This window comes from Streptomyces sp. NBC_01363 (genome assembly GCF_026340595.1).
Classification (GTDB): domain Bacteria; phylum Actinomycetota; class Actinomycetes; order Streptomycetales; family Streptomycetaceae; genus Streptomyces.
In genome coordinates this window covers 2,666,856-2,693,645 of the sequence record NZ_JAPEPF010000001.1, presented here as the reverse complement: position 1 = coordinate 2,693,645, position 26,790 = coordinate 2,666,856, and the positions used below count along the sequence as shown (strand labels likewise).

Here is a 26,790-nt window from a genome sequence, read left to right as displayed (position 1 = left end):
CCACTTCATCCAGAGAGGACCGATGGAATCTTCGGCGTATCGGCGCATGCCAACTCGTCCGTAACGGTGCGTGCGAACACCGTCAGCACCTTCTGCCGCAGGCTGAGGTTCAGCCCGGGGTCGGCCACCTCCATCTCAAGTGGAAGTCCCACCTCCTGCCCCGACAGCGCTCCGGACACCCTGCACCCGACGAGAAGCCTCATGCTCGGCCGCCCCGTCTCCTTCTCGACGAAGACCTGGTCGTTCACCTTGCGCCAAGACCTGGCGTATTTTGGCTCGCTCATCGACTTCATGGTCAGAACCGACCACTTGACCGTGGCCTCAGTCACCTGGGCGCCGCCATCCTTCCCCAGGACGCTGATGCGGCAAGCGCGGTAGGAATCGTGGAGCAGATCGTTCTCGGTCCACGCCTCTGCCTCACTCGCCAGACGCCCGGCCAGATCGCTGAGCCCGAGGCGGGCGGAGACCTTCGGGTCTTCCTCCCCCATCGCGTCGACCACCGCCCCCACGTTCTGCTCGCCCAGGTACTGATGGCAGCGGGTGAGGTCCTTGGACGCATCTGGCCGGCCTTTCGCTTCCGAACACCCGGAAAGCACAACAGCGCCTACGAACAAGGTGCAGACCAGCAGCGAGATGGACGCGCGATTCGTCATCATTTGACCTTCATCGGCTGGCGGGCAGCAAGGACACCATTGTTGTATTGCGTCTCGGTGTCCGCCAGGAGTTGACGCTTCTCCTCCAAGGACATCCCGACAGAGTCCGCATAGTGGAGTATCGGAGCAACTGCACTTGCCTGCCCTTGACTGTCGTTCCCGTCAATACTGTCAAGCGCCTCGTCATCGTTGTTGTACTCGGCATCCTTCAAGTACTGAAGAGTATCGTTGCCATATTTCGTATCAACGGCCCCTCCTACCGTCTCCATGATGAGAGGCACCGCTGTGGTTGCGACCACACCCGCGGCCGGGCCTAGCACCACCGCCGACCCCACGCCGACAACACTGCTCACAGCGCTACTGACGCCATATTTTCTCCATTCGGATTTCTTCTCCATCGCCAGGTTCTTCAGATCCTCATCGTCCTTGAACTCCTGACTGATTCCAATATTGCGCGACTCATCAAGAATTCCGTGGACCTTTGTACCATTCCCCGCAAAGGTCAACGCTTCTTCCTGGCGCCCGTCCCCGAAAGCCCTCAATCCGCTCGCCTCGTAGATCTGCTGCGCCGAACTCAATGCCTTGTAGCCCTCATCGTCCGTGGCTATTGCAGCCATGAACCTGCGGGCTGCGACCTCCCCGAAGTCAGTCCTGTGCGAACCATCGCTACTCCCGGCAAATAGGCTGTCCCGCTCTACGGCATCTCCAGCTCCGCCGAAGTTGTATGTGGAGTAGTTCAAATCATCAATGTACGCAGCACCCATTCGCCCAAGGCTGTCCTTAAGGGCGGTGTGCCGTTCCCTCAGACCCGAGTCTCCGCCGTACCTGTCGATGACGTCCTTCATGATGGCTGCCGTCTCTTCGTCCCTCTTCAGTACCGGAGTGGCATCGTCCCAAGCGTGTCCGGTAGTTGCGGCCTCCAAGGCATGTCCGAAGGCGTCCGGCATGTAGTCGGCCGTCCCCTTCACTCCCTCCGAGGCCCCGCTTTCGGCATCCGGGAAAGAATCCCACTTTTCGTTCGCGAAGAAGTCGAGGTAATTCTCAACAGAGTAGCCGTCCTTATTCTTACCCAGGTCCGCCTGCGCATCCCTATTGATCGTGCCGTCCTCGTTGTAGGCGGTCGGTTTATCAGTGAAGAAGTGCTTGGCCGCGTCCGGGCTGTTCCCTAGCGCCTCCAGCATGGCGATGCTCGGGTCATAGCCGGCCCCATTGACGCCGGAGGGGTTGAACGGATTCGTGAGGAGACCGTTCACAACCCTGGTTCCGGCGAACATGTGCGGATCCTTCTGGTGCAACTGGGCCACATGCTCGGCGATCGGGTTCAGGAACTTCGCGTCGTAGTTCCCGTACCGCATGATGCCGCCGAGCAGTTGGTAGCCGTACGCGGTGTCGTACCCGTAGCGACCTGCACCAACTGGGATGCGCTCCGTGCCAAGCCTGCGCAGTTCGGGGCCCCACTCTGCGGTGAACTCCTTGTCTCGGGAGGCCGTTGCCAGGTTGAGGCCGAGGTTTTTCTGGAGATCCTGGACGTCCTTGAGGCGTTTCTTATCGACCGCTCCGTGATCGTATGTGTCTGTGGAAAGCTGACCGAAGAATGCGAGCGACTTCTCCGGGGTCAGCTTCTTGTAGAAGTCCTTCGCGAACTCGGAAGAATTACTGTTGTCGTGAAGCAGTTCGTTGAGCGCTTGGAGCTCGGTGTGTGTGATGTCGCGACCCTTTGCAGCGAGTGCGGCTGCGCGGGCCGCCTCCTCCTGGTCCAAGTTCTCGTACTTCGGCGCGGTGAAGTCGTGCCCCTCGGTGACGTTGGCCTCAAGGGCGTTCTTGAAAGCGACATCGGTGTCATTGCAGTTGTCGACGATGAGGTCGATCTTCTTCTGCCACGCCTCGATCGCCTTCTTCTGCTGGCCCAGAATTTCGAAATAGTCGGGATCTTGGTTGGGCGAGACTCCTGACTTTTCGTAAGGGTGCCGAGCCGTGACCTTGCCCTTGGCGTCTACATGGATGCCGGCCGAGGGTCCCTCCTCGTCGCGGATGCTGATCAGCTCGTCCTTGGCCTTCTTCATGGCCGCGTGGGCGTCCTCGAGGATTTGTTTAATCCCTTTGGCCTCGGCAGCGGCATCCTTGAACTCCTTGGCCGTCTTGCCGATGAACCCTCTGGTGACGCCCGCGTTGGCGCCTTCCCACTCGGCCTTGTCCGCTTTGGCTTTCATACCGTCACGGGCATCCTCGGCCAGTCTGTCCAGTTTGGCAGCCATCTCCGACCAGTCGTCGGCCGCCGCCTTCAGCTTGACCACGGGCGCGTCGACAATGTCTTCGAACTTCAGCATGCGCCTGTTCCCCCACGTACTACTTCAGGTATTCGTTGAGCTTGGAGACAGAAATCAGGTCGCCGCCGATCTGCACATCGTCCTTCGCATGGGCGGACTTGGTGTAGTCGAGATGGTTCGAGATCTGCGCACAGGCATCGAGAAGGGTCTTCAGGTGAGTGTTCCACCGATCATGGACCTTCAACAGCGCAGACCCACTCGAAAAGTTCCCATTGGTGAGCGCGACCGCCGCGTCGAAGGTCGAGGGCCGAGCGTGGTCACCCTCCTTGGAGAGCCGGGTACGCAAACCGTACGCATCATGCCCAATGGCACCCAAGTGGTCTTGATTGACCGCCAGATCCGCGTTGGCGGGACCGGCTTGACCACCAGTGCCGCCCTCAACCCCGTTGAGCCGCATATCGACCCGTTGCGTCGACTCCGCGCGAAGCGCCGCCCACTCTGCGTCGAACGTCACGAATTCCCCCGTCACTCATCCCTGGATGCCGTCGAAGCCATTCTCACCGGCGCTCACGCTAGCCGCTCAGTTTCAGCCGATGCACCCCGAGAGGTGCTCACTTTTCTCGCGAAACCGAATAAAATGGAAACCAAGGGAAGTCATGTCTACCGTTCGTTGGCTCCTCGCCGCACCCCACCAGGGCCGCCGACACCCTCGAAGTGAGAGCCCCTCCGCAGGTCGAAGTGCGCCCCGACCATCCCCAGTCGTAGGCAAGTTGTAACCGGAGTGGCCCGGCAGGAAAAGCGTAGGCGGTTCGGGTTGTTGAGGAGCGGCGTTCAACCGGGCTGACAGGTAGGACAGTTCGCTCCTACTGCCCGAGAGGCTCTCCACGGTGGACGGGATGGCTGATCGCACAGTCCACGCGTCGACCCGCAGACCCACCTCGACCTGCCGGCCTGGCTGACCGAACGCGCCCAGAGCTTCGAGCACTGGGCCGAGTCCACCAGCACACCCGAAACATGGGACTTCTCCCTCCAGTCCCTGGACGCACTGCAAGACCTCATCCACAGCCAGTACGACAGCGACGCGGAAACCCTCACCGTGCGACGCGACGCATTCTTTCAAGGGGCATGTTGGTACATGGGGGAAGTGGTTTGCCGCACTCAAAGGACGGTGTGGAAGTTCGAGCCGTTCGCCGTGAACGGCGCCGAACCGCCATCCCTGTTCGGGGAGGCGCATCCGTCAGGGGTCATCGACGACCCCTGCGTGGAAGCGCCCGGAGAGGACATGGAGGAGGCCATCTGTCCGGTGAGCGCCGTGCACGGACTGTTCCGCACCAAAGACGTGCTGGCCAACCCCATCGTCCAGCACCTCTCCGACGTGCTGGACGACTGCAACGAGGAGGACGAGGAGTAGCCGGGGTGCCGCCGCGATCGTGGCAGGTGGGGTGGATGCGCCCGTCGGCGGATGTGTCGGTCCTGGGTATTCGCCGAGTTCGACAAGGACGGGGTACTTTCGCGGGGAACCCTGATCTGCACCGGGTCCCCACATACGAAAGGCGACCACCCTGCGCACGGCGCGGGCAGTCGCCTTCTCTCGTACGGTCCGGAGATCAGGAGGCGATCGTCGTCTCTTCCTTGAGCGCTTCCTTCACCATTTCCCGCAGGTGTGCCTCGTCCTCCTTGCTGAGCGAGGTCTGGACGAGCTGACCGCCGAACTTGACGATCTCGGGGACGACCTTGTCGCGGGCGGACTTCCTGACGAGCACGAAGACGGCGGCGGCGCCCGGCCGGAGATTGGCGCTCAGCTCCTTCATGAAGTCGTCGTTGACACCGGTGTCGACGACGGACCCTCCGGCGGCGCCGGCCGCGGCACCCACCGCGGCACCGAGGAACGGCACGAGGAAGAGCAGCCCGATGACGCTCCCCCACAGCGCACCGCCCGCGGCACCGGTACCCACGTGGTTGACGGCCTGATGCAGCTTGATCTTGCCGTCCTTCTCACGCCGCTCTACGACGACGACGTCCTCCAGCTCGACGAGGTGCTCGCGGTTCATGGACAGCAGCTTGTCCCGGACCTGGTCGGCGGTGGCGAGATCGTCGTAGGCGATGACGAACAGATTGCTCATGCGGCTGACTCCTCCTCGTGGTGCTTTACCGCACCAACCATAGAGGAACTGTTGTTAAATAAGACATTAGGTCCAAATGTACCGACCCTCCAGCCGCTTCAGCTCTCCGCCGCTCCCACCACCCGCGCCCGACCGAGCTCCGCGAGGACCGCGTCCACCGACTGCTCCACGGTCTGCCCGGTCGTGTCCAGCCAGAGCCCGATCCGCGGCGTCTCCTCCCGCAGCACCCGGTCCAACGCCTCGACCGTCCACCCGGCCCCGTAACCGCTCTTGCCCCGCCCGGCCTCCCGCTCGGCAACGGCCCGCGGCTCGGGGGCGAGCACGACGACGTACAACGGCTGGGTCCGCACGAGACCGACATACCCGGCCAATTCCTCCCCCAGCACCACGTCCTGCACCACCGCGGTCCAGCCCTCACCCGCGTACGCATCGGCCGTCATCGCGGACAACCAGTACCGGAGCCGGAGCTGCGCAGCAGCCTCCTCGTACGCCCCCGGCACCATCTCGGCCCGCCCCGACACCACCATCCGCCGGAAAACGTCCCCCCGCACATGAACGGCCCGCGGCAACCTCTCGGCAAGGGCCTGGGCAACGGTGGACTTCCCAGACGCCATCACACCGGTAATGAGGACGACCGCGGGACCGGGCTCATCACTGTTCGGATCCCGTTGGCCGTGTGCAGGAATCACCGCATCGTTCTTCATCGCTCTCTCCTGAGGCTTGGAAGGTCGTTCGGGCCGACAGCAGTCGGCGCCGCTGGACTCCGTGGTGGGGCGGCGACCTCCAGCTTCTCCACACAAGCCGGCCGCAGATATGCACCGGCAGCTGATTCCGGTACGCCTCGTCCCGTGCCATCCGCGTCAAGTCAGGCAGACGCAGGCAGGCATGCCCGCTGCCGGGATCAGCGGCTCGAAACAGGCCCGCGATCAGCCCGCGACGGCACCCGCCAGGAAGGCGGTCCAGGCGGCCGGGGCGACGGCGAAGGTGGGCCCGCCGACGACCTTGGAGTCGCGGACATGGACGGTGTGGGGGCAGGTGGCGACCTCGACGCAGGCCTCGCCCTCGTTGTTGCTGTAGCTGGACTTGCGCCAGTCGTAGGCGACTTCGATGCAGGCGCCGCCCTCGTTGTTGCTGTAGCTGGACTTGAACCAGGAGAGCTCGGGACCGGTGGTCACAGTTGCCTCGCCTTCGTTTCGATGATCTCCGCCGACTTCCAGGGGTTGAGCGCCTGGGCCCGCAGGATGCCGAAGAGGTCGAACGTATCGCCCACCTGCTCCGGTTTGGAGATCAACCTATCGCCGCCCTGGCTCTCCGCGAAGACCAGATTGCGACCTTCCGCCGTACACATCAACTGCATGGGCCCGTTCAACCCCGCGTGCGTGTGCTGATCCGAGGGCATCACCTGCACCGTGAGGTGGTTCATCCGCCGCATGCACTCCAGCAGATGCAGCAACTGCTCCTTAAGTACCTCCGCGCCGCCCAGCGTCCGCTCCAGGATCGATTCCTCGATGACGAACCCGACGTACGGCGGAGGCGTGCGCATCAGCACTGCCTGCCGTTCCAGCCGCGCCTCGACGTGCCGGACGATCTCGTCCTCGGTGTACGCGGGTTTGCGTGCCCGGTACAGGGCGTACGCGTATGCCTCCGTCTGGAGCAGCCCCGGGATCAGCATCGTCTCGTACGCGCTGATGACCCGCGCCTGCCGCTCCAGCCGCGCCCAGTCCAGGAACTTCGCCGGGTACTTCTCCTCGTCGATCAACTCGATGCACGCCTTCAGCGCACCGCCCGCGACGAAGACCCGGTCCGCATCGGCCAGCAGTTCCAGCGACGGAATGCGCTCCGCCCGCTCGACCGCCCCCATCAGCGACTCCGAGATCAACAGCTTTTCCGCCGCATCCTTCTGCGTGAGCCCGGCCCGCACCCGATGGATACGGATCAGTTCGCCCACGAGCCGCCGCACCTGCGACGGCGCACTACTTGTCCCCACAGTCACCACCACCCTCACCACATCCCGTCGATGTGGACCGCGTCCTCCTGGTCACGCTATGCAGCCACCGGAATCCTTGGAGTCATGACGAGCAAGAAACTCCCCGAATGGGTACCCGCCGCCGGACACCAACTCCACCTGACCGGCATCCACTTCGACGCCATCCGGCTGCGGGGCGTACGGGGCGAGGCCGTACTGCAGCACCTCGGAACGCTCACCGAAGGCGAACCGGGCCCGGTCGTACGGGAGATCGCGGGCGCCCGCTGGACGTACTTCCTGATCCCGCCCGGGTCGAGCAAGGAGTACGACTGGCCGCCGGGCGCCAGGTGCTTCGGGCCGGCTGCCCGGGACCAGTACGTGGGCATCCCCGCACCGGACGGCAACACCTATCCGCTGAGCTGGCGGTGCGGGGCGCCGCAGGAAGGGGAGTTCGTTGACGTGGAGCTGCTGTACGGGCTGGTGATGGCTCAGTTGACCTCGGATGGGTAGGGGGAATATCGCGCGACATGAACGGTGGACGTACCGCCGACGAACCACCGGCCAGCGCGCCCCGACTCATCTGATGAAGCGAAGTCCCATTCACATGGCGGGAAATAACGTCGCACAGCACAGCGACGAAACCATCACTCTCTGCATGTTCACGCGTACGCGAGGAATCCCCCTGCGGTGCTGTGGCCGTCGCGGCGTAGTCCTCGACGCAGTGCTGCACGATCGACCGGCTCGGACGGAGGTCGCGGCCGGCGTGCACGGCGGCACGAGAGCCGTCGCAGACCGCGCCCCCGTCGCCTGGCGCAGGAACCGGGTGGTCCGCATCCCTGCAGGCACCGCGCGTATCACCCCGGCAAACGAGCCTTGTGGGATCGCGCCCGGATATCGAAAAGCTCCATGTAAGCCTTCGGATTGAGGGGAGCCAGGGGGCCTGCCGGGGGCGGTGCGAGGTTGATGAGGTCGTTCTTGGCCGTGGCCGCGACGACGTGGTCCGCCGGGATGTTCAGGTCCTTCCCGTGTTCCCCGCCCGGGCCCGGACTACCCACCATGGTCGCGTTGTCGACCGGCAGGTCTATGTGGGTGCTCATCGTCTGGCCTGCCACCAGGGACCCATAGCTGTGCCCCAGGAGCGTCTGGTTCACGTCGCGATGGTTGGCCTCCTCAACGCCCTGCAGGAAGTTGCCCAGCGGCTCCTCGGCCTTGGAGACGCGTCCGGAACCCCGGCCCCGCACCCGGGCCGCCGGCGTCCGGCCAACCCGGCCCCAGGCCTTGGCCCGTGGCGGCCTCAGCCTGTTCTTCTTCTCCTTCTCCGCACGCAGGCACCATCACATCGCCGTCCGCCGTTCTCCCCGCCTACTGCCGGAACGGCTCGCTGGAGGACCAGAAGTCAGAACGCTCCCGCGGCCTCAACTCCTCCACCTTCGGCCCGCCGGGGTGTCCGGGCGTCCCCGTCGGATAGGTCATCGCGGAGTTCACGGCACAGCTGAGCCCCGCGCTGACGGAGACGTTGCCGATGCTGCCGACGTCCAGGGAGACGGTGAATCCCTCAGCATCCCTGGCCCGGATCCGTGGCATGTCCTTGTCGGAGTTGACGTCGACGATCCGGAAGCCCTGCCGTTCCCAATATCGCTGGACGAGTCCCAACAGATTGCCGCGCCGCTGCTCGGAGACCACGGTGAGGATGTTCCTGCTGCGGGTGACGGTAGTGGTGCCGGTCGGCTCGTTGAGACCGGTGCTGCACGCCGCTTCCACGGGTGCACCGTAGGCCCATTTCACAGGCGGACGGATGGCCGCCAGCGTGCCGTCGAGAATCGCTTCCGAGCGCTGCCCAGCCTGCTGCATGTCCATCGTGGGTGCCTTCTGTTTCTTCTTTCCCTGACCCTCTGTGCCATTTTGCCCATCGCCGGTTCCACAGCCGGCGAGCGCCGCAACCATGAGCGCGCAACCCACTAGCCATACCCGTCCGAACACACGCGTCACCTCGGTGCCGCAGTCTGGATCTTGTCACCGTGGCCAGCCACGACGCTTGCGATGTTGTTCAGAGAATCGCCGCCTTCGACCGGGTCGAAGTAGATCGAATGCGCAGGCAAGTCTCCGGTCGCGAGCCCAACGAGGCCTGTGTCCCTACCGGGGGCCACGCTGAAGTGATGGCCTCCGAAATGGTTGTCGGCGGGGTCTGTGCCAAACCAGTTCTTCTTAGGACCGTACTCGCTCCCCGGAGCGACGTACTCCAGAGGGTTGGACGTGGGCAGGTTGGTTACCTGATCGTTCTCCGCCGCTCCGACATAGACGTGGCTGGCTCCCACCCCGAGGTCGGAAGCCTTGTCGACACCGACGCCCGGGCTACCGACAAGGACCACGTCGTCGGCTGGGATTCCGCCAGGCTGCTGGGTGGCCTGACCCACGGTCAAAGATCCGTAAGAGTGCCCGATGGCCGTCACATGCGGTGAGCCGGATTCATGGGTGGCGCGAATACCGTTCAAGAAGCTGTCGTAGGCAGGTGCGCCAGCCTTGGCATCACCTTCCCGCATCACGTCAGTAGCCGACCACTTGAAGCCATCCAACTGGGGTGCGTCGTAGCCGAGCCAGACGATGGAGGCAGTCGTGGTATCCGGATACATCTTGTTCGCGGCGTGTGCCACGTTCCTGGCACGGTCCACGTCCGATGAAGCAAAGTGTCCGCTCAGCTTGGTGTTCAGGCCCGGCACATAGGCGGAGACGTTCTTCGAGGTGTCCGGATTGCCGAACGACACGATGGCACGGCCGTTGCCTTCCGAGCCAATGCCGAGCAGATACGGGCGAGGCTCCCGGCCCTGGTCCAGTTGGTGCTGGATGCCTTTCACGCCATCGATCTTGTCTTTAAGTGCTGCCCCCTCACCCCCGACCGCCCCGGCATAGTCGGCCTCCAGGCTGCTCAACAGCAGTGGCAGGTAGGTCCGATTGGCCTTGTCGCGGTCAACTGCTGGAATCCCGTCGCGGTTCCCAATCTGCTGCGGGTAGTCGTGGATCAGCTCGGCCTGCAGGCTGGGGGAGAGCCCCGCCCACCATGTCTGCACGGCCTCGGGTGAGGCCTTCTCTTGCGGCATTCCGAGCTCGGACAACAGCTCGCGGTTGAGCCCGTTCGCAGTCGCCAACTCCAGCAGACCGGCGCTCCAGTCGCCCTTGGCACACCGCTTGGCCGCGTCGGTGAAGAGCTTGATCGCCGCCGCGTATTCCTTGTCGACTGCCTGCGCCGCACCTAGGGCATCGCCAATCCGGTCAGCGTACTCCTGGGCGTGGGCCACGTGGTCACGGTTCATCATCGCCACGTCGCCCGGCGCCAGGTGGCTGATGTCGATAGTCGGGGCGGTGACCGCACCATCGTCGGCGACCTTGTAACCAGCCTCCGTGGCGTCTGCAACGGCTTCCCTAAGCCGGCCCTGTTGGGCGGCGAGCTCCTCACCGCAGGCCCTCAGCACGGTACCTACACCATCGAGTTCTTGCTTGGCTACATTCAGGTCACGCTGCATCCGGGCGAGCCGATCGGCGGCGGATTCGGCAGCCACCCCACCCCAGACGCCCTCCTGCGAGATGGGACGGTGCAGATACTTGCCGAAATCACAGGCGTGAGCGGTGAAGCGCTCTGCCAGCCCGTCCCAGGCGTCGCCGGCATCGGTCAGCAGAAGCGGCTTGGCATCACGGAGTTCCGAGACTCGCATGCGTCAGCGCCCTCCATTCGCCAGCGGGGGCGTCGTGAGTCCAGGAGCGTACGGGCCGGGGGAGCCCGGGGTGTAGGGGTTGAGGCCGAGAAACGAATTGCGACGCTCCTGGTCCTCTCGGGTGAAGCTCTTACTGGAATTGCTGACCGCGTCCGCGGCGCCCCCCACCATGCCTGCCAAAGAACGCAGTGCCTTCGTCCACGCCTCCAGGCAGTCATCGATCGCTTGAGCGGACTGAAAACCGGCCAGTCCGGCGACCGCCGCGTCCGTCGGCGCGAACAAAGCCTTGATGTTTTCCGGCATGTCCTGGGCAACCTTGTGCGCGGCGTCACCCGCCTTCCGCACCTCACCTGGTTCGATCCAGAACCCCTGCGTTCCGCCGCCGATCGGTGTGGACACACTTACCCCCTCAGTGTCTGGATATCCGTAGGCTAACCACCGGGGTCTTCCTTGGCCCTGAGTATGCGTGCTCAGGGCCAAGGAGGGCGGTGGGCCGTCCCAAGATTCATGGAGTCCATGGTCCAAGGACGATCGTTAATCTTTATTGATCAATCGTCGGCCCGCGGAACAACCCGTCGACCACTCTGCTGCCAGGTTTTATCTGATGATTGAAGGCTCATAGGAACAACAAGGGACTCCTCATGGAATCAGCTCCTCGGCTCTTCACCATATGGATGTCCGCCGTGGGGTGGGTTGGAGCCGGGAGGGGTGGTGGGAGGTGCCCCGAAGAAGGGTGGCGTGGACTTCTGCTGAGGATGGACCGGCTGGTGCGGGTTAGGACTCGGAAGTTGGTACGTAGACGCAGGCGGCGCGGCTGCAGTAGTGGTGCGCCGACGAGAGTGAACGACCAAGGCGGCGGCGATTACACCGATGAGCGCAACTGCGCCGACGCCTAGTCCGATCCAAAGACCCGTATTACCGCTGCTGTCATCGGGCGCGGAGGCTGCCGCGGCTGGCCTTTCGTCGTTCGCTGAACCCCCGGGCGCCTTGGAAGGCTTGGCGGAAGGGCTAGGGCTCGGCTTCTCGGCCGCCGCGAGGTCGGGGAGCGGGTACACGTCGGCCGGGCCGGGATCGCCCGGGGTCTTCAGGGCGATGCGGGGGCGGACGATGCCATAGCCGACATAGTTGTTGCGCTTGGCACCGCTGGTCGGTGCGCCGGCCGTGTTCAGCATGACGCGGAGGACCTGGTTGTTGGTCCAGTCGGGATGCTTGGCCCAGATAAGAGCAGCGGAGGCGGAGGCCAAGGCGGTGGCGTCGCTGGTTCCGCTCGTCTTGCACAGCTGAGTTCCGCCTGTGCAGGGGTGAACCATGTCGATTCCGGGTGCCGTGAGATCGATCTGCGGCCCGTGCTGGGACTCGTCAGTCTTCTTCGAGTCGTGGCCAATGGCGCCTACGCCGACGACCCCTGGTGTTCCAACCGGATATTCGAGCAGGTTGGCCCCCTCGCCACTATTGCCTGCCGCAGCGAAGATCAACGAGCCCTTGCCGAGCGCGTACTTCACCGCATCCGTGAGCGCCTGGGAACCCGCCTGTGCACCCAGCGAAATATTGATGACCTTTGCACCATGTTCTACCGCGTACCGAATCGCTACGGGAGCAACTCTGTTGAACTTTGCGTCCCCATCCGCCTGGGTTGCCCCAACTCCAGAATCGGGCATACGGACCGGCAGAATCTTCACTCCTGGCGCAAGGCCGAACGCACCGTTCCCTCCGTTACTCCGGCCCGTTCCTGCGATCAGACCGGCCATGCTCGTGCCGTGACCGTCATAGTCGGTGTGCTCGTCACCCGCGACATCCGGCTCCAGGTTCTTCCCCTTGAGGACCTGTCCCACCAGGTCAGGATTGGCCGGGTCTACCCCGCTGTCGAGTACAGCAACGACGACGCCCTTACCCGTACTCGTCTTCCACATCTCGTCCGCCCTCATGGCATCGAGATGCCACTGCATGGAACGCGTGGAGTCGGCAAACGCGGGCACAGCAGAACCGCCTACCAGGAGTAGGCCCAACGCAGCCGCCATCGTGGATCGCCGTCGTATCGGTCCCCTGCCCCTGATGCGCATCCGAGTCCTTCGTGAGTTCTCTATTGATCAGTCAATGACCGGCGGAACAACCCGTCGGCCCCCCTGTTGCCAGGTCTCATCGTCCTCGACCAGATAGTCCGGACGCCGGTCACCCTCGTCACGCCCTGCCGCGTGCATCCGAGAACCCTGAGGGGCGAGCCCGCCGCCCCGTCCTGCTAGCCCTGTGCCACGGTCAGGATCTCCCGGAGCGCTGCCTCTCACCAGGCCTGACCCTCCCGGAGTGAACGGGCGTGTACTCGCACGGCCCTGCTGCGATCCTCCGACGGCACCGCCTGCCTCACCGGCCAAACGACGGCCGCCGCCGCCGACTGCGTTCGGGGAGACGCCGGGGCCGATGCCACCCCCCATCCCTGGTGCCCGCCCCATGGGCGCTGAGCCGTGGGCGTTCTCGCTACCGACGACTGTCCCACGCGGAATACCGACGGCGGGACGTCCTAGGCCCGGGGGCGCAACGCGGCCACCGGTAATCCCGTTGGGACCGGAGGGTCGGCCCACGAGGCCAGGGCCAACCGGATTCACACCTGGGGCAGAGACTGGCGGACGTGGCGTCCCTATCCTTCTGCCCCCTCCACTCGTATCGCGCGGCGCGGAGGTACCAGTGTTGGATACGGGTGGAATGACGCCCACCGTCTGCGGGAGAACGGTGTCGGGTCTTGGCCCGGCCGACGGCAGCAGCGGATTGGCAACCGGGGCGGACGGTTTATCCGGCAACACGGCCAGTCCGTCAATCCCCATGTCCACCGGTCGCGACACTGACGGCGCCCCGGCACGCGGGGAGATACCTACGCCCCCAGCGGACGCAGTCACACTAGTTGCTGCTTCGGCCTCGCGCCCCGGCGCAACCGCGTAACCCGTGCCGCTGGGGGCAGGCGCTGCCCCTGGCCCAATGTGTTTGTCTTGTTGTCCATCGCGCCTCTCAGCAAACTGCGGCGCAATCACCTGCGGCATCGCCGGGAACACCGGCTTCTCCAGAGCCTTCATCTGCGACGAAGAGAAGGCATACGTATCCGCCAGCTTCATCATCTGCGAAGCTGCCTCTTGGCGGTTGTTCTCCCTGTCCGTGATCAACGTCTCTGCGGACTTCTTCGCCACCGCCGACGCATCAGGGTCGTTTCGCGCGGCGAGAGCGGCCTCCAGATTCGCCCGTGCACCCGCCTGCGTCCGAGGAATCGATGCCTGCACCGACGCGATCGCGGTCGATGTCTCACCCAGCCACTTGGATGCGCCCTCGCTGTAATCCCCCAGGCGCAGCGTCGCATTGGCCAGATCTGCACTCCACGTACGGAATGCATCGGCCCCTTTACCCTTCCACTCCACCCACTGCGGGCGGATCTTCAGGTCCTCGGCGATCTTGTGGATCTCCGACGCCGCGCTCAAGAGGCGGTCCGCCGCGCCCTGGATCTCGCCGCTGTTGGCCGCGTCCAGCCACTCCAGCATCTGCTCGTGGCTCATGCCGTCAAAGATCGAGCTCACGTCGCTGCCTCTCCCGTCCCCGTAGTCCCCGTGCAGGGCAATTCGTCACGCATCACGTGCCCGCGCCGCCGGCCGTGTCCTCCGGCGGAGTCGTCGGCCTCTCCGACCGACCCGAATGCTCCTCGCCATGCTTTGCTGCCGCGGCCTGTTCGGCCTTGTGGTGGGCGTTCGTACTGCCCTGGATCGCGAGCATGCGGTCTCGGACGTCCAAGTCGACGTTCTCGTAGCCCTTGTGGGCTCCGAGGACAGCGATACTCATGCCCTCGATGGAGTCGGACAGCAGCTGGGACAGCCCCTCCAGCTCCTTGATGACCTTGGAATACGAGCCATGGAGGAGGTCCGCCTCCTCCCACTCGCCCTTGCCGCCACCGAACCGGTCCCGCCCCATCGTGTCCTCGCCGACCTTCCCCGGGCCTGCCGGAGAGGCCCTGAGGTCGTGGAGGAGTCCGTCGATGCGGTCGCGGAACTTCGTGAACGACGAGAGTTCGGTGAACAGTTCGCTCGCGGCGCCCGGGGAGATCGCCCCGGCTGCCCCTACGGCACCGATGACGCCCCATGGGTACGCCTGTGATTCCGCCCCCGGATCGCTCTGGCCCACAGTGCCCTCCCCCGATTGGCAACAGCCTTTTGCCGCCTCGAGGTTCACCTTAGTCAGCGGTGGTGACACTGCGCACCTCCGGGTTGCACCTGCAACCCGGATCACGCCATCCGTACCGGGCTCAGGAGTTGGGGGCCGCCACCGCCGCCTGGGGTCTGATGGGGAGGCGGTTTATCGGGCGGCCGGTGGCGGCGCGTACGGCTGCGGCCACTGCTGCCGGGGACGTCACCACGGGGATCGCCGAGGCGGGCTTGGCGCCGAAGGGGGCCACCACGTCGCGCTCTTCGATGAGTTTGACGATGCGAATTTCGGGTGCGTCCAGGGCGGTCGGGAGCGCGTAGCCGGTGAGGTCGGGGTGGCGGATCAGGCCGCGGGCGCTGCGGAGGTTCTCGGTGAGGGCGGCGCCGATGCCCTGGGTGATGCCGGCCTCGATACGGGTCGTCAGCTGGGACGGGTTGAGGATCCGGCCGACATCCTGGGCGATCGCCATCTCCACGACCCGGACGGAGCCGAGTTCGATGTCGACGTCCACCACCGCGCGGATCGCGCAGAAGGCGAGGCCGACGAAGGCGTCGCCCTGGCCGGATTCGTCGAGGGGTTCGGTCGGGTGGGGGCGGCACTGGGCGGTGGCCCAGAGTTCCTTGCCGTCCATCGCTTCCGTGACCGTCGTGGACAGCACACCGTCGTACGAGGTGATCTTGCCGTCGGAGATCTGCAACAGCTCCGTGGACATGCCGAACTTGTGGGCCAGGGGCTGGAGGAGCTGGGTGCGGACCATCTTGGCGGCGCGTTCCACCGCCCCGGCCGACACCCAGGTGTGGCGGCCGTGCGTCGCCGGACCCGCCGGGGGCTGGTCGGTGTCGACGGACGCCACGTGGACCTCTTCGATGCCCAGGGTCTCCTGGACGACCTGGCGGGCGAGGGTCGAGAAACCCTGGCCCGTCTCGACCGCCGCGCAGATGACCGTGGCGATGCCGTCGTGGACCCTGACCGTGGCCGTGGAGACCTCGTCGGTGCCCTCCGCGCCGAGCATGTGGACCATGCCGAGCGCGTAGCCGACCCCTCGGCGCACCGCACCGGGTTCGCCCGCGCCCTCGGGGCCGCCGGGCAGCAGCCAGTCGTCCTCCGGGGCGTCCTTGGGGAGGGCCGGGAGGGGGAAGTCCCGTACGGAGGTGAGGAGTTCGGAGACGGGCGCGGGGCAGGTCACCGTCTGGCCGGTGGGCAGGATGTCGCCGGTGGACAGGGCGTTGCGCAGGCGCAGTTCGGCCGGGTCGATGCCGAGCTTGGCGGCCAGCTTGTCCATCTGGCCCTCGTACGCCGCGCAGACCTGCATCGCGCCCTCGCCACGCACATGGCCCGAGGGCGGGTTGTTCGTACGGACCGCCCAGCCCTCGATGAACGCGTGCGGGACGACGTACGGGCCGCAGGCGAACGCGACCGCCGCGGCCAGCGACTCGGACGACGAGTCGGCGTACGCGCCCGCGTCGAGGAGGATCTGCGCCTCGACCTTCACCAGCCGCCCGTCGGCGTCCGCGTGGTGGCGGTAGCGCAGCAGCGTCGGGTGGCGGTGGGAGTGGCCGAGGAAGGACTCCTCGCGGGTGGCGGCCAGTTTGACCGGGCAGCCGGTGCGCAGGGCGAGCAGGCCGAGCGGAAGCTGGAAGCCGGGTTCCTCGCGGTCGCCGGTCGCGCCGGGGACACCCGTGACGACGACCTTCACCCGGTCCGGTTCGAGACCGAAGCAGGCGGCGGCGAGATCGCGGTCGGTGTGCGGGTCGGTGGAGGCGGTGTAGATCTCCACCCCGCCGTCGGGACGGGGCACGGCGAGTCCGGCCTCGGCACCGATCGGGGCCGGGTCCTGACGGCCGATGCGGTACAGGCCCTCGACGACGACCTCGCCGGTGGCGTCCGGGTCCCCGTAGCGCAGCGGGATGTGGCGGATCAGATTGCCGTCGGGGTGCAGCGGTTCGGCGGCGAAGGCCTTCTCCGGGTCGGTGACCGGTTCGAGGACCTCGTACTCGACGGCGATGGCCGCGGCGGCGAGCCTGGCCGTGTCGGGATGGTCGGCGGCGACCGCGGCGATCGGCTCGCCGTGGTGGCGGACCAGGTCGGAGGCGAAGACCGGGCGGTCGACGACTCTGCGGCCGTACGAGCCCTCCCCCGGGATGTCCTCGTGCGTGATGACGGCCCGTACCCCCGTCATCTCGACGGCGGCCGAGGTGTCGATGGACAGGATGCGGGCGTGCGGGTGCGGGGAGCGGAGGACCGCCGCCCAGAGCAGGCCCTCGGCCCAGAGGTCGGCGGCGTACGGGAAGGTGCCCTCGGTCTTGGCGCGCGCGTCGGCGGGCGGCAGCGAGACGCCCAGGCCGAGTGCGGGCGGCTCGGTCTCGGGGCCTTCGGTCGCCGGGGTGGTGATCCGTGTGCTGGTCGCGTTGGCAGCGGTGGCTGCGTCGTTGCTCACGCCATGCCTCCGTCCTGCGGGTGCGACTGGACGCTACCGGCGCCGGGGGCCGCCTGGTGCGGGATGCGGGCCTCGTCGGGCTCCGGGGACGTGGAGTCCGACGAGGCGGGGTCGGTGGTCGCCTCGCGGCCTGCGACGACCTCGTTGACGGCGTCGAGGACGCCGCGGTAGCCGGAACAGCGGCAGAGGTTCCCACAGAGCGCCTGGCGCGTCTCCAACTCGCTGGGGGCGTGGTTGCCCTCCAGCAGATCGTGGACGGTCATGGCCATGCCGGGGATGCAGAAGCCGCACTGGACGGCGCCGCACTTGGCCAGGGCGCGCTGGACGTCGGACGGCTCGCCGTCCACGGCGAGGCCCTCGACCGTACGGACCTCGCTGCCGGCCGCGGTCGCCGCGGGGACCAGGCAGGAGGCGACCAGCCGGCCGTCCACCTGGACGTTGCACGCGCCGCACTCGCCCTGCGAGCAGCCGTCCTTGGCACCGGCGAGGCCGAGGCGCTCACGGAGCACGTAGAGGAGCGACTCGCCGATCCAGGCGTCGGTGACGGGGCGGTCGGCGCCGTTCACATGCAGGACGTAGGAGGCGGCGGGGTGTTCGCTGGGGGCGCCGAGCAGCCCGGTATCGGCCTGCTCGGAATCGGCCGGCTCGGAATCGGCCCGCCCGGTTTCGACCGACGGCTCGGATTCGACCGGCTCGGTTTCGACCGGCTCGGTTTCGACCGGTCCGGATTCGACCGGCGGGGAGTCTGCCGGTCGGGAGTCTGCCGGTTGGGATTCCGGGGAGTCGGTGGCGGGCGGCCCGGATTCCGGGGACTCGGTGTCGGTGGCGGCGTCGGCGGCGACGTCGTGCGACTCGTCGAGGGCCGTCTCCGGTGGCTGTCCGGCCGGGTACGGCTCGGGCGCGGCCTCCGCCGGATGCTCGGAGGGAGCCTCGCCCGCGGCGGTGGCCGGGGCGGTGTCGGGGGCGATGGCGGGGGCCGTCTCCTGCGCGAGGTCCGCTTCGGGGACGGATACGGAGCCGTCCCCGACGGGCTCCGTATCCGGTGCTGCCTCGGGGGCCTGTGCTGCCTCGGCGGCCTGCTCGAATTCGACTCCCGGCGCGTGCTCCGGCTCGATGTCGGCCGGGGGTGCCGGTTCCGCCACGAGCTCGGGCTCAGGACCGGGCTCCGAGGCGGGCTGCTGCGTCGCCCACGGTGCGGGCGCCCCGCCCGGCAGCGTGGCCGGCGGAGTCCGGTCCCCGTACCACTGGGCAGCCAGGGCCGAGGCGGCGAACTCGCCGGACTCCTCCGGGAGATCACCGTCGGCGACCGGGATCGTCCACTGACCGGTGTGGCCATCGTGGTTGGAGTGGTTGGAGTGGTTGGCGTGGGTGGCGTGACCGGTGTGGTCAGCCTGGTCGGCTTGGCCCGCGTTACCTGCGTTACTTGCGTTACCTGCGTGACCCGCGTGGTCGGCCTGACCGGTCTGACCGGCCTGACCGGTGTGGACGCCGAACTCCGTGGACTCGGTGAAGTTCCACTGGCCCGTGGCCGCCGGCGTCTCCCGGTACTGCTCCTGCGAGAACGGATCGTGAGGGGTCTGAGGGGCCTGAGGGGTCTGAGGCACCTGAGGCGCATCAGGGGACTGCTGGTACTCGTACCCGTAGTCGTACGGGCCCTGCTGCTGGTTCGGGTCCGGCCAGTGCACCGTCCCGGGTGCCGGCTGTTCCGCTGCCGTACCGCGCTCCTGCTGGCTCTGCGTCTGCACGACCCAGCTGCCCGTGGCCGACGGGTCGAGCCCGGCCGCCGGTGTCAGCGGCAGGATCATCGGCGGTACGTAGCCCTGGCCGGGTGCGGCCAGCGGGATGTTCGCCAGGTCCTCCGGCGGCAGGTGGACGAAGGCGGTCGCCCCGTCGTCGTACTCGCCGCCCTGCGGCGTCGGCTGCCAGCTCCCGTGCTGCAGGTGCTCCTGCTGCCCGTGCTGTTCGTTGTGGTCCTCGTTGCTCACGACAGTGCCCTCCCCAGCGCGCGTCGGGCCAGCGCGGCGACGGTCCGCCGCAGATGCAGTACGGCGGGGGGCAGCGGTGACGCCTCTCCCCCGTCGGCGGGCGGTACCTGGTCCGGGATGCAGGCCGCGGCGACGTACTCGCCGAAGGCGGCCAGCGCGTCGGGAGCCAGGCCCCGTTCGCCGTCCCAGTCGATCAGTGAGGCGATCCAGCGTTCGGCCTCCAGCGGCCGCAGCGGCATCGGCGCGATGGCGCCGACCGCGCAGCGCACCCCGCGCCGGGCCGGGTCCAGGACGATCGCGACGGATGCGGTGGCCCGGCCGGGACCGGTGCGGCCGGTGGCCTTCAGGAAGACCTGGGGGGCGTGCAGCAGCGGGACCCGGACGAAGCCGATGAGTTCGGCGGGTTCGAGCATGTCGCGGCCGGCCAGCAGGTGCGAGACCGGGATCTCGCGGCGGGCGCCGCCCGGACCCGCGATGACCAGCTCGGCCTCCAGCGCGGCGAGCACCGGCAGGGCGTCGCCGGTCGGGGCCGCGGTGGCGATGTTGCCGCCGAGCGTTCCGGCGTTACGGATCTGGGGCGGGCCCGCGGCGCGTGCCGACGCGGCCAGCGCGGGGATGAGGGCGGCGAAGTCGGGCCGCCCCATGCGTGCGTGGGTGAGTCCGGCGCCGAGCAGGGCGTGGCCGTCCTGGTAGTGCCAGCCGCGCAGCTCGCTGATCCGGCCGAGGCCGACCAGGCCGGAGGGGCGCAGCAGCCCCTTGTTGACGGCCGACATCAGGTCTGTACCGCCTGCCACGGGAACGGCGGCGGGCATGGCGCCGAGCGCCGCCACGGCCTCGTCGAGCGAGGCCGGCAGCGTCACGGACTGCGTCGCCTGCGGTGCGTGCGTGGTCAACCCAGCTGCCCCTTCCCGGTGTCCCGGCTGTCCGGCTGTTTCGCCGTACGGTACGTGCTCGAAGCCTGGACGTGGCAACTCTGGCACATCTTCGGATCGGACCGACGCGAGGGTCCGCGAAGGGCGTATCCATCCCCGATCAGGGGAATGTTCCCGTTTCGGCATGCTTCGGTCCGCTTCGGCGCAGAGTGTGAATTGTGACTCTTCGCCACGCCTTGCCGTCGATTGTTCCGTTGCGGTGGCCGTTGCGGTGTTCCGTTCCGGCAGGGCGAGTTCCGGCAGGGCGAGTTCCGGACAAAAAACTGCCGGCCGGCACGCCCGCTTCGGGGCGCGCCGGCCGGAGTCCGGGTGCGGTCGGATCACACGTTCGGCGGCGCCCCGTCGATGGGTCGTCCCAGCACACCGGGGCGCTGCTGCCGGGGCAACGGACCACCCGGCGGCCGGTAGTCGACACCGAGGGCGTCAAGCCGGGCGTAGTGCGTGGTCATTCGGCGCTCGAAGCCCGCGAAGTCCCGGTCGCCGGGGGCGGGCAGCGGCGACCAGGCGACCTCCGCGAACGCCGCGAGGCGCGGGAAGACCTGGTAGTCGACGCGGGCCCGGTTCTGCATCACCTCGGTCCAGACATTGGCCTGGGTGCCCAGGATGTGACGGGCCGCCTCCTCGGAGAGGCCCGCCGGTACGGGTTCGAAGCGGTAGACGTCCTCCAGGGTGCGGACGAAGCCGATGGGCATCGGCTCGTCGGGGCCGCCGTCCTGACGGTGGTCCAGGTACACGTGCTGCTCCGGGCACATGACGACGTCGTGGCCGGCCTCCGCGGCGGCGATGCCTCCCCCGTAACCCCGCCAGGACGACACGGCGGCGCCCGCCGGGAGGCCACCCTCCAGGATCTCGTCCCAGCCGATCAGCCGACGTCCGCGGGCGGTGAGCCAGGTGTCGAAGTGCCGGATGATCCAGGACTGCAGCTCGTCCTCGTTGGCCAGGCCGAATTCGTCGATCCGGGCCTGGGCGACCGGCGACTCCTTCCACTGGTCCTTGCGGCATTCGTCGCCGCCGATGTGGATGAACGGCGAGGTGGCGGCGGGGAAGAGGTCGAGCACCTCTTCGAGGACGCCTTCGAAGAAGCGCAGGGTGTTGTCAGTGGGGGCGAGTACGTTCGCGTTGATGCCCCAGGTGTCCCAGACGGAGAGGGTGGTGGTGTCGATGACGTCGGTGTTGCCCAGTTCGGGGTACGCGGCGATGGCGGCCTGCGAGTGGCCCGGTACGTCGATCTCGGGGACGACGCGGATATGCCGCTCGGCGGCGTACGCGACGATCTCGCGGATGTCGTCCTGTGTGTAGTGGCCGCCGTGCGGGGTCTCGTCCCACAGCTCGGACGCCCGGTGGCCGTGCTTGGTGCGGGGCCGCCAGGAGCCGATCTCGGTGAGCCGCGGGTAGCGCTTGATCTCGATGCGCCAGCCCTGGTCGTCGGTGAGGTGGAAGTGGAAGACGTTCAGCTTGTGCGCGGCGAGGAGGTCGAGATAGCGCAGGACGTCGTCCTTGGGCATGAAGTGCCGTGCCACGTCGAGCATCATGCCGCGCCAGGCGAAGCGGGGGCTGTCCTCGATGTCCGTGAAGGGGATCGCGCGCCGCGCGCCGGGGCTGACGGGCGCTCGGCGGAAGGCTTCGGGGCCCAGGAGCTGACGGAGGGTCTGCGCGCCCCAGAAGACCCCGGCGGGGCTGCCTCCGGTGATCTCGACGCTCCCGCCGGTGCCGGTGCTCAGCCGGTAGCCCTCCGGCTCCAGTGCCGGGTCGATGGCCAGCCGGACGGTGTTCGCGGCGGACCGACCGCTCGGGACGGGCTCACCGCTCGCTGCGAGCCCGTCGTTCGCGGCGGGCTCGCCGCCCGGGGCAGTCGGCTGCGGGGCGAGCGGCAGGCCGAAGGCGGCACCGAGCGTGGTACGCAGCCAGCGTTCGGTGCTCTCCGTGCCGGGGGCCGCCGTGATGGTGGTGGACGGGTCGAGCTGGAAGCCGCGCCGCCCTTCACCACCGACGCGCACGGGTGCCGGGATCAGGTCGGTGATCGGGGCGGCGGTCTGGTCGGTGGTCGGGTCCATGTCCATGTCCATGGCGTCAGTCCTTTACCGCTCCGCCGAGTCCGGAGACCAGGCGGCGCTGTACGAGTACGAAGAAGACCAGCACGGGAATGGTCATCACCGTCGAGGCTGCCATGATCCCTCCCCAGTCGTTCTCATCGGGTTTGAAGAAGACCAGCAGCGCCATGGGGAGCGTCGACTGGGAGGTGTCGCTGATGATGAACGACTTCGCGAACAGGAAGTCGTTCCAGGTGGAGATGAACGAGAAGACGCTGGTCGCCACGAGGCCGGGGAAGACCAGCGGGAAGAGGATCTGCCACAGGAAGCGGGTGCGGCTCGCCCCGTCGATGTACGCGGCTTCCTCCAGCGCGTCCGGTACGGCCTTGACGAAGCCGCGCAGCATCCAGATCGCGAACGGCAGCGAGAAGGCGAGGTGCGGCAGGATCAGCGAGCCGAGCGTGTTCAGCTGGCCGAAGTCCCGCATCAGGAAGAACAGCGGGATGGTCAGCGCCTCGACCGGCACCATCTGCGCGACCAGGAACATGATCAGCAGCGTGGTGCGGAAGCGGAACCTGAATCGGGTCACCGCCGTCGCCGCCAGGAAGGCGATCAGCGCGGAGGCGATGACGACTGTTCCGGCGACCAGCAGGCTGTTGAGGAAGTACCGCCCGAAGTCGTTCTGTTCGAAGACCCGGCGGAACGAGTCCAGGGACGGCGACAGCGTCCACGGGCGGGGGTCGGTGGACTGGATCTCGCCGGCCGGTTTGAGGGCGGAGAGCACCATCCAGTACAGCGGGAAGGCGACCGCGGCGGCGATCAGCAGGGCCGCGGCCTCGGCGGCCAGCCGGCCGGGTCTGCGGATGCGCAGCATGCTCCGTGCGCTCACAGTTCCTCCCCCTGGCGCCGCACCAGGCGCAGATGGACGAGCGTGACGGCCAGCAGGATCACCAGCATCACGACGCCGATCGCCGAGCCGAGGCTGTACTGCGAGGACGCGAACGCCTTCTGGTACGCGTACACGTTGAGCACCAGGTTCTGGCCGGCGATGCCACCGCCGTTGGTCATGACGTAGATCTGGGTGAAGACCTTGAAGTCCCAGATGATCGACTGGATGGTGACGACGACGAGGATCGGCCGCAGCATCGGGGCCATGACCGACCGCCAGATCCGCCACTGCGAGGCACCGTCCAGCGCCGCCGCCTCCAGCACCTCGGTGGGGATCGCCCGGATGCCCGCGTACACCGTCACCATGACGAACGGGAACGAGCACCACAGGACTTCCAGGAGCACCAGGGCGAAGGCGCTGTAGCGCCCGTACGTCCAGGAGTGGTCGCCGAGCCCCAGCACCCGGTTGACCGGGCCGAAGTCCGGGTCGAAGAGAAACACCCAGACGGTGGACCCGGTGATCGCCGGAGTCGCCCAGGCGCCGAGCGCGGCCATCATCAGCGCGAGCCGCGGCAGGGCCCGGATGCGGGTCAGCAGGACGGCGAGCGCGCAGCCGACGAGGAGGGTGGCCAGTACGCAGGTGGCGGCGAAGACCACGGTCGCCAGGAGCACCTGCCAGAACTGGCTGTCGCCGAAGAGCGTCGCGTAGTTCCCGAACCCCTGGAAGGTGGTCGGTTCACCGCCGCTGACCTGGGCCTGGGTGTACTCCAGGAAGGAGATCAGACCGAGTTGGTAGATCGGGTAGACGAGCAGCCCGCCGAGGAGGACGAGTGCGGGCAGGAGATAGAGCCAGGGGGTCCAGCCGGAGCGGCGCGCGGGCGAGGCCGGGCGGCGCCGCCGGAGCGGGCGGGTGGAGGTGCCGCCCGCTCCGGACGTGCCGGGCGCTTTGTACGCCGTGCTGTTCGCGGTCATGATCAGCCCGCGTCGGCGAACGCGGCGTCCATCTTCTTCGCCGCGTCGTCCGAGGCCTTCGCCACGTCCTCCCGGCCGCTGACGATCTCCTGGAACATCGTCGGCAGGACCAGCGAGGAGTCGATCTGGCCCCAGCCGGGCGAGGCCGGGACGAACTTCGCCCCCGCGCCGAGCGTCTTGACGAACGGCTCGACGAACGGCTCCTTCTTCGCGGCCGCGGCCCGCACGTCGGTGTACGTCGGCAGGAAGCCCATCGCGTCGAACATCTTCGTCTGCGTCCGCTTGCCGGTCAGGGACTTCATCAGGTCCACGGCGAGGGTGCGGTGCGAGCTGCTCTTCAGTACGCCGATGTTGTTCCCGCCCGCGAACGCGGGGGCGACGGACCCCTCGGCGACACCGGGCAGCGGCACCACCGCGTACTTGCCCTTCACCGACCCCGCCTCGACGGCCGTGTGGCTGAAGTCGCCGCCGATCGCCATGGCGGCCTTGCCGGAGGCGAACGCGGTGACGGTCGCATTGCCGCCCATGGCCGCGCACTTGGCGGCCGGACAGTTGTCGTCGCCGAAGAGCGAGGTGTAGGCCTCGATGCCCTTGCGGGCCTTGTCGCTGTTGATGGCCGCCTGGTACGTACCGCCGCTCTCGGCGGCGAGTTCGCCGCCGGCCGCCCAGATGAACGGCATGGCGCCGTAGGTGTACGCGCCGCCGACCGCCAGTCCGTACAGGTCCGGCTTCTTCTTGTGGATCTTCTTCGCGGTGGAGATCAGCTCGGCCTGGGACTTGGGGGCCTCGATCCCCAGCTCCTCGAAGACGTCCGTGCGGTAGTACAGGGCCCGTACGCCGACGAAGAGCGGGGCTCCGTAGATCTTGCCGCCGACCGTCACGGACTGCTTGGCGGTCGGGTCGGTGTCCTTGGCCTCGTCCCAGGCGGCGAACTCGGCGCTCACATCGGCGAGTCCGCCGTCCTTGACGTATCCGGCGGTGTCGGTGTTGCCGTACTCGATGAGGTCCGGGGCGCTCTTGGGGTCGTTGAACGCCGCCTTGATGCGCTGCGCCCGGGTGTCGACCGGTATGTACTCGATCTCGACCTCCGCGTCCTTGTGGGCCTTCTTGAAGTCGGCGACCGCCGCGTCGACGACCTGCTCCTTGGGCTTGTTGCCGACTTCCTGGAACAGCCAGACCCGCAGCGTGCCGGTCTTCTCGTCCCCCTTGGCTCCGGTGTCGGAGGTCTGCGGCGCGCAGGCGGTGGCGGTGAGACCCGCCAGCACAAGCGCCGCGGCCGGGGCGGCAATTCGGGCAGACAGCTTCATCCGGGAACCCCTCCGGTAGGCGTTGCAACATACGCAACTTGCGTTTCGTTCTGCACAACTGGCAGGAGAGTAGGTGCGCACGCAGACGCCGACAAGTGGTCTCTACCACTCTGTGACCCGGGGAAGCAGTCCGTGCAACGCAAAAGGCCCCCGGGGCGCGCTTCAACGCGCGCCCCGGGGGCCCGAAGCAGTGGTCGCCGGACGGCTCCGGACTACTTCTTGTCCTTGCCGCCCTTGCCCTTGTCCTTGTCGCCACCGGCGCCCATGGACTCGTAGATCTCCTTGCACATGGGACAGACCGGGTACTTCTTGGGGTCGCGCCCCGGTACCCAGACCTTCCCGCACAGTGCGACCACGGGGGTGCCCTCCAGGGCACTCGCCATGATCTTGTCCTTCTGGACGTAATGGGCGTAGCGCTCGTGGTCGCCGTCGCCGTTCGACACCTGCGGCGTCGGCTCCACGAGGGTTCCGGTACCTGCCCCGCGCTCGGGCTCAAGAGTGCTCATAACCGCCAAGGGTACCGACAGCCCGGAGCTTCAGTTCAGCGAAGGGTCGTCCGGATAGGTGGCGATCATCGCCAGTTCGCTGCGCTGACGGCGCAGGACCGCGCGCCAGAGGTGTTCCGGGCGCGGGGAGGAGACGTCCCCGGGTTCGGACTCGACCACGTACCAGGCGCCCTCGGTCAGTTCGGTCTCCAGCTGACCGGGTCCCCAGCCCGCGTACCCGGCGAAGATCCGCAGCGAGCCGAGCGCCGCGGCCAGCAGCTCCGGCGGTGCCTCCAGGTCCACCAGGCCGATCGCCCCGTACACCCGGCGCCAGCCGAGCGGCCCCTCGTCGCCGGGGATGACGGCCACGCCGAGCGCCGAGTCGAGCGAGACCGGGCCGCCCTGGAAGACGACGTCCGGTTCGCCGGTCAGGCCGGCCCAGGGCGTGAGGATGTCGACCACGCCGACCGGGGTCGGGCGGTTCAGGACCACGCCGAGTGAGCCCTCCTCGTCGTGGTCGAGGAGCAGCACCACCGCGCGGTCGAAATTCGGGTCCGCGAGCGCGGGTGTGGCCACGAGCAGTCGCCCTGTGAGCGAGGACACCTCGGTCATGGCAGAAATGATCCCGCATCTTCGCTCCTTGCGGGCACCAAGTGGGCCGCCCGGTCCCCGGATGGGCCGCGGCGCAGCTCAGGGCGCACGGGTGCACGGGGAGCGCGCATTCCGGAGAACCATGCGGACGGTCACCCTCCGCAAGACCGGGGGAGCAGAGCGTGTTGTGGCGGATTCATGACGTTCGTACACCCCCTGTTCTCTTACGGAATGGGGGCAGTGGGCCATTACTCTTTCGTTTGGCCCCCTGCCC

The 26,790-nt window shown here is 67.5% G+C and carries 24 protein-coding genes; 2 read left to right on the top strand and 22 right to left on the bottom strand.

Annotated features, from left to right (window positions below; translation table 11 throughout):
* Positions 1-5: 5 nt before the first annotated feature.
* From OG611_RS12450 to OG611_RS12440, 3 genes are read right to left on the bottom strand one after another with little or no spacing between them, the layout of a single operon-like run.
* Positions 6-656, bottom strand: coding sequence for a hypothetical protein (locus OG611_RS12450; RefSeq protein ID WP_266418631.1), 651 nt, complete (start codon positions 654-656; stop codon positions 6-8).
* Positions 653-2,980: a hypothetical protein gene (locus OG611_RS12445; RefSeq protein ID WP_266418629.1), complete on the bottom strand. Its 2,328-nt coding sequence runs from the start codon at positions 2,978-2,980 to the stop codon at positions 653-655. Before OG611_RS12445 ends, OG611_RS12450 begins: the two co-directional genes overlap by 4 nt.
* Positions 2,981-2,999: 19 nt before the next feature.
* Positions 3,000-3,434 (bottom strand): hypothetical protein, encoded by a 435-nt coding sequence (locus tag OG611_RS12440; protein ID WP_266418627.1) that lies wholly within the window; start codon positions 3,432-3,434, stop codon positions 3,000-3,002.
* A gap of 621 nt (positions 3,435-4,055) precedes the next feature.
* Here OG611_RS12440 and OG611_RS12435 point away from each other — a divergent pair.
* The gene (locus tag OG611_RS12435; protein ID WP_266418625.1) at positions 4,056-4,331 is read left to right on the top strand and encodes a hypothetical protein; all 276 of its coding nucleotides are present in this window, start codon (positions 4,056-4,058) and stop codon (positions 4,329-4,331) included.
* A 196-nt stretch (positions 4,332-4,527) separates the two neighbouring features.
* Here the strand turns inward: OG611_RS12435 and OG611_RS12430 are convergent, their stop codons facing one another.
* From OG611_RS12430 to OG611_RS12415, 4 genes are all read right to left on the bottom strand, one after another.
* Positions 4,528-5,043: a DUF1269 domain-containing protein gene (locus OG611_RS12430; protein WP_266418623.1), complete on the bottom strand. Its 516-nt coding sequence runs from the start codon at positions 5,041-5,043 to the stop codon at positions 4,528-4,530.
* Positions 5,044-5,141: 98 nt separating this feature from the next.
* Positions 5,142-5,747, bottom strand: coding sequence for an AAA family ATPase (locus tag OG611_RS12425; RefSeq protein ID WP_266418621.1), 606 nt, complete (start codon positions 5,745-5,747; stop codon positions 5,142-5,144).
* Between the two features lie 222 nt (positions 5,748-5,969).
* Complete coding sequence (locus OG611_RS12420; protein ID WP_266418619.1) at positions 5,970-6,218, bottom strand: DUF397 domain-containing protein; 249 nt, start codon at positions 6,216-6,218, stop codon at positions 5,970-5,972.
* Positions 6,215-6,991 carry a helix-turn-helix transcriptional regulator gene (locus tag OG611_RS12415; RefSeq protein ID WP_266418617.1) on the bottom strand — a complete coding sequence of 259 codons (777 nt, stop codon included), beginning with the start codon at positions 6,989-6,991 and terminating at the stop codon, positions 6,215-6,217. The genes OG611_RS12420 and OG611_RS12415 overlap by 4 nt, the downstream gene beginning before the upstream one ends.
* A 123-nt stretch (positions 6,992-7,114) precedes the next feature.
* Between OG611_RS12415 and OG611_RS12410 the strand changes: the two genes are divergently transcribed.
* Positions 7,115-7,519 (top strand): hypothetical protein, encoded by a 405-nt coding sequence (locus OG611_RS12410; RefSeq protein ID WP_266418615.1) that lies wholly within the window; start codon positions 7,115-7,117, stop codon positions 7,517-7,519.
* 344 nt (positions 7,520-7,863) lie between these two features.
* Here OG611_RS12410 and OG611_RS12405 read toward each other — a convergent pair whose 3' ends face one another.
* The 15 genes from OG611_RS12405 to OG611_RS12335 all read right to left on the bottom strand — a co-directional run bounded on the left by OG611_RS12405 (position 7,864) and on the right by OG611_RS12335 (position 26,537).
* Positions 7,864-8,250, bottom strand: coding sequence for an alpha/beta hydrolase (locus tag OG611_RS12405; RefSeq protein WP_266418613.1), 387 nt, complete (start codon positions 8,248-8,250; stop codon positions 7,864-7,866).
* A gap of 121 nt (positions 8,251-8,371) precedes the next feature.
* Positions 8,372-8,866, bottom strand: a complete 495-nt coding sequence (locus OG611_RS12400; protein ID WP_266418611.1) for a hypothetical protein — start codon at positions 8,864-8,866, stop codon at positions 8,372-8,374.
* A 128-nt stretch (positions 8,867-8,994) separates the two neighbouring features.
* Entirely contained in the window at positions 8,995-10,716 is a 1,722-nt protein-coding gene (locus tag OG611_RS12395) for an alpha/beta hydrolase (RefSeq protein WP_266418609.1), read from the bottom strand.
* A 3-nt stretch (positions 10,717-10,719) separates the two neighbouring features.
* On the bottom strand, positions 10,720-11,115 hold the full coding sequence (locus tag OG611_RS12390; RefSeq protein WP_266418607.1) for a hypothetical protein: 396 nt from the start codon (positions 11,113-11,115) through the stop codon (positions 10,720-10,722).
* 248 nt (positions 11,116-11,363) lie between these two features.
* Positions 11,364-12,662 carry a type VII secretion-associated serine protease mycosin gene (gene mycP, locus OG611_RS12385; protein ID WP_323180167.1) on the bottom strand — a complete coding sequence of 433 codons (1,299 nt, stop codon included), beginning with the start codon at positions 12,660-12,662 and terminating at the stop codon, positions 11,364-11,366.
* A 1,660-nt stretch (positions 12,663-14,322) separates the two neighbouring features.
* Positions 14,323-14,868 carry a hypothetical protein gene (locus tag OG611_RS12380; RefSeq protein WP_266418603.1) on the bottom strand — a complete coding sequence of 182 codons (546 nt, stop codon included), beginning with the start codon at positions 14,866-14,868 and terminating at the stop codon, positions 14,323-14,325.
* Positions 14,869-14,989: 121 nt separating this feature from the next.
* On the bottom strand, positions 14,990-17,326 hold the full coding sequence (locus tag OG611_RS12375; protein WP_266418601.1) for a xanthine dehydrogenase family protein molybdopterin-binding subunit: 2,337 nt from the start codon (positions 17,324-17,326) through the stop codon (positions 14,990-14,992).
* On the bottom strand, positions 17,323-19,311 hold the full coding sequence (locus tag OG611_RS12370) for a 2Fe-2S iron-sulfur cluster-binding protein (RefSeq protein ID WP_266418599.1): 1,989 nt from the start codon (positions 19,309-19,311) through the stop codon (positions 17,323-17,325). The genes OG611_RS12375 and OG611_RS12370 overlap by 4 nt, the downstream gene beginning before the upstream one ends.
* Positions 19,308-20,204, bottom strand: coding sequence for a xanthine dehydrogenase family protein subunit M (locus OG611_RS12365; RefSeq protein WP_266418597.1), 897 nt, complete (start codon positions 20,202-20,204; stop codon positions 19,308-19,310). The genes OG611_RS12370 and OG611_RS12365 overlap by 4 nt, the downstream gene beginning before the upstream one ends.
* A 359-nt stretch (positions 20,205-20,563) precedes the next feature.
* Positions 20,564-22,309 carry a beta-N-acetylhexosaminidase gene (locus OG611_RS12360; RefSeq protein ID WP_266418595.1) on the bottom strand — a complete coding sequence of 582 codons (1,746 nt, stop codon included), beginning with the start codon at positions 22,307-22,309 and terminating at the stop codon, positions 20,564-20,566.
* Between the two features lie 4 nt (positions 22,310-22,313).
* On the bottom strand, positions 22,314-23,162 hold the full coding sequence (locus OG611_RS12355; RefSeq protein WP_266418593.1) for a carbohydrate ABC transporter permease: 849 nt from the start codon (positions 23,160-23,162) through the stop codon (positions 22,314-22,316).
* On the bottom strand, positions 23,159-24,133 hold the full coding sequence (locus OG611_RS12350; RefSeq protein ID WP_266418591.1) for a carbohydrate ABC transporter permease: 975 nt from the start codon (positions 24,131-24,133) through the stop codon (positions 23,159-23,161). The genes OG611_RS12355 and OG611_RS12350 overlap by 4 nt, the downstream gene beginning before the upstream one ends.
* A 2-nt stretch (positions 24,134-24,135) precedes the next feature.
* Positions 24,136-25,440 (bottom strand): extracellular solute-binding protein, encoded by a 1,305-nt coding sequence (locus tag OG611_RS12345; protein WP_266418589.1) that lies wholly within the window; start codon positions 25,438-25,440, stop codon positions 24,136-24,138.
* A 212-nt stretch (positions 25,441-25,652) separates the two neighbouring features.
* Complete coding sequence (locus tag OG611_RS12340; RefSeq protein WP_072484142.1) at positions 25,653-25,946, bottom strand: DUF3039 domain-containing protein; 294 nt, start codon at positions 25,944-25,946, stop codon at positions 25,653-25,655.
* Positions 25,947-25,976: 30 nt separating this feature from the next.
* On the bottom strand, positions 25,977-26,537 hold the full coding sequence (locus tag OG611_RS12335; protein ID WP_266418587.1) for a YqgE/AlgH family protein: 561 nt from the start codon (positions 26,535-26,537) through the stop codon (positions 25,977-25,979).
* Positions 26,538-26,790: the final 253 nt, after the last annotated feature.

What these genes read in the sequence shown, in the direction of transcription:
- OG611_RS12450 (WP_266418631.1), bottom strand. Translation starts at nt 656, where the DNA reads ATGATGACGAATCGCGCGTCCATCTCGCTGCTGGTCTGCACCTTGTTC.
- OG611_RS12445 (WP_266418629.1), bottom strand. Translation starts at nt 2,980, where the DNA reads ATGCTGAAGTTCGAAGACATTGTCGACGCGCCCGTGGTCAAGCTGAAG.
- OG611_RS12435 (WP_266418625.1), top strand. Translation starts at nt 4,056, where the DNA reads ATGGGGGAAGTGGTTTGCCGCACTCAAAGGACGGTGTGGAAGTTCGAG.
- OG611_RS12430 (WP_266418623.1), bottom strand. Translation starts at nt 5,043, where the DNA reads ATGAGCAATCTGTTCGTCATCGCCTACGACGATCTCGCCACCGCCGAC.
- OG611_RS12425 (WP_266418621.1), bottom strand. Translation starts at nt 5,747, where the DNA reads ATGAAGAACGATGCGGTGATTCCTGCACACGGCCAACGGGATCCGAAC.
- OG611_RS12410 (WP_266418615.1), top strand. Translation starts at nt 7,115, where the DNA reads ATGACGAGCAAGAAACTCCCCGAATGGGTACCCGCCGCCGGACACCAA.
- OG611_RS12400 (WP_266418611.1), bottom strand. Translation starts at nt 8,866, where the DNA reads ATGGACATGCAGCAGGCTGGGCAGCGCTCGGAAGCGATTCTCGACGGC.
- OG611_RS12395 (WP_266418609.1), bottom strand. Translation starts at nt 10,716, where the DNA reads ATGCGAGTCTCGGAACTCCGTGATGCCAAGCCGCTTCTGCTGACCGAT.
- mycP (WP_323180167.1), bottom strand. Translation starts at nt 12,662, where the DNA reads ATGCAGTGGCATCTCGATGCCATGAGGGCGGACGAGATGTGGAAGACG.
- OG611_RS12360 (WP_266418595.1), bottom strand. Translation starts at nt 22,309, where the DNA reads ATGGACATGGACATGGACCCGACCACCGACCAGACCGCCGCCCCGATC.
- OG611_RS12350 (WP_266418591.1), bottom strand. Translation starts at nt 24,133, where the DNA reads ATGACCGCGAACAGCACGGCGTACAAAGCGCCCGGCACGTCCGGAGCG.
- OG611_RS12345 (WP_266418589.1), bottom strand. Translation starts at nt 25,440, where the DNA reads ATGAAGCTGTCTGCCCGAATTGCCGCCCCGGCCGCGGCGCTTGTGCTG.
- OG611_RS12340 (WP_072484142.1), bottom strand. Translation starts at nt 25,946, where the DNA reads ATGAGCACTCTTGAGCCCGAGCGCGGGGCAGGTACCGGAACCCTCGTG.
- OG611_RS12335 (WP_266418587.1), bottom strand. Translation starts at nt 26,537, where the DNA reads ATGACCGAGGTGTCCTCGCTCACAGGGCGACTGCTCGTGGCCACACCC.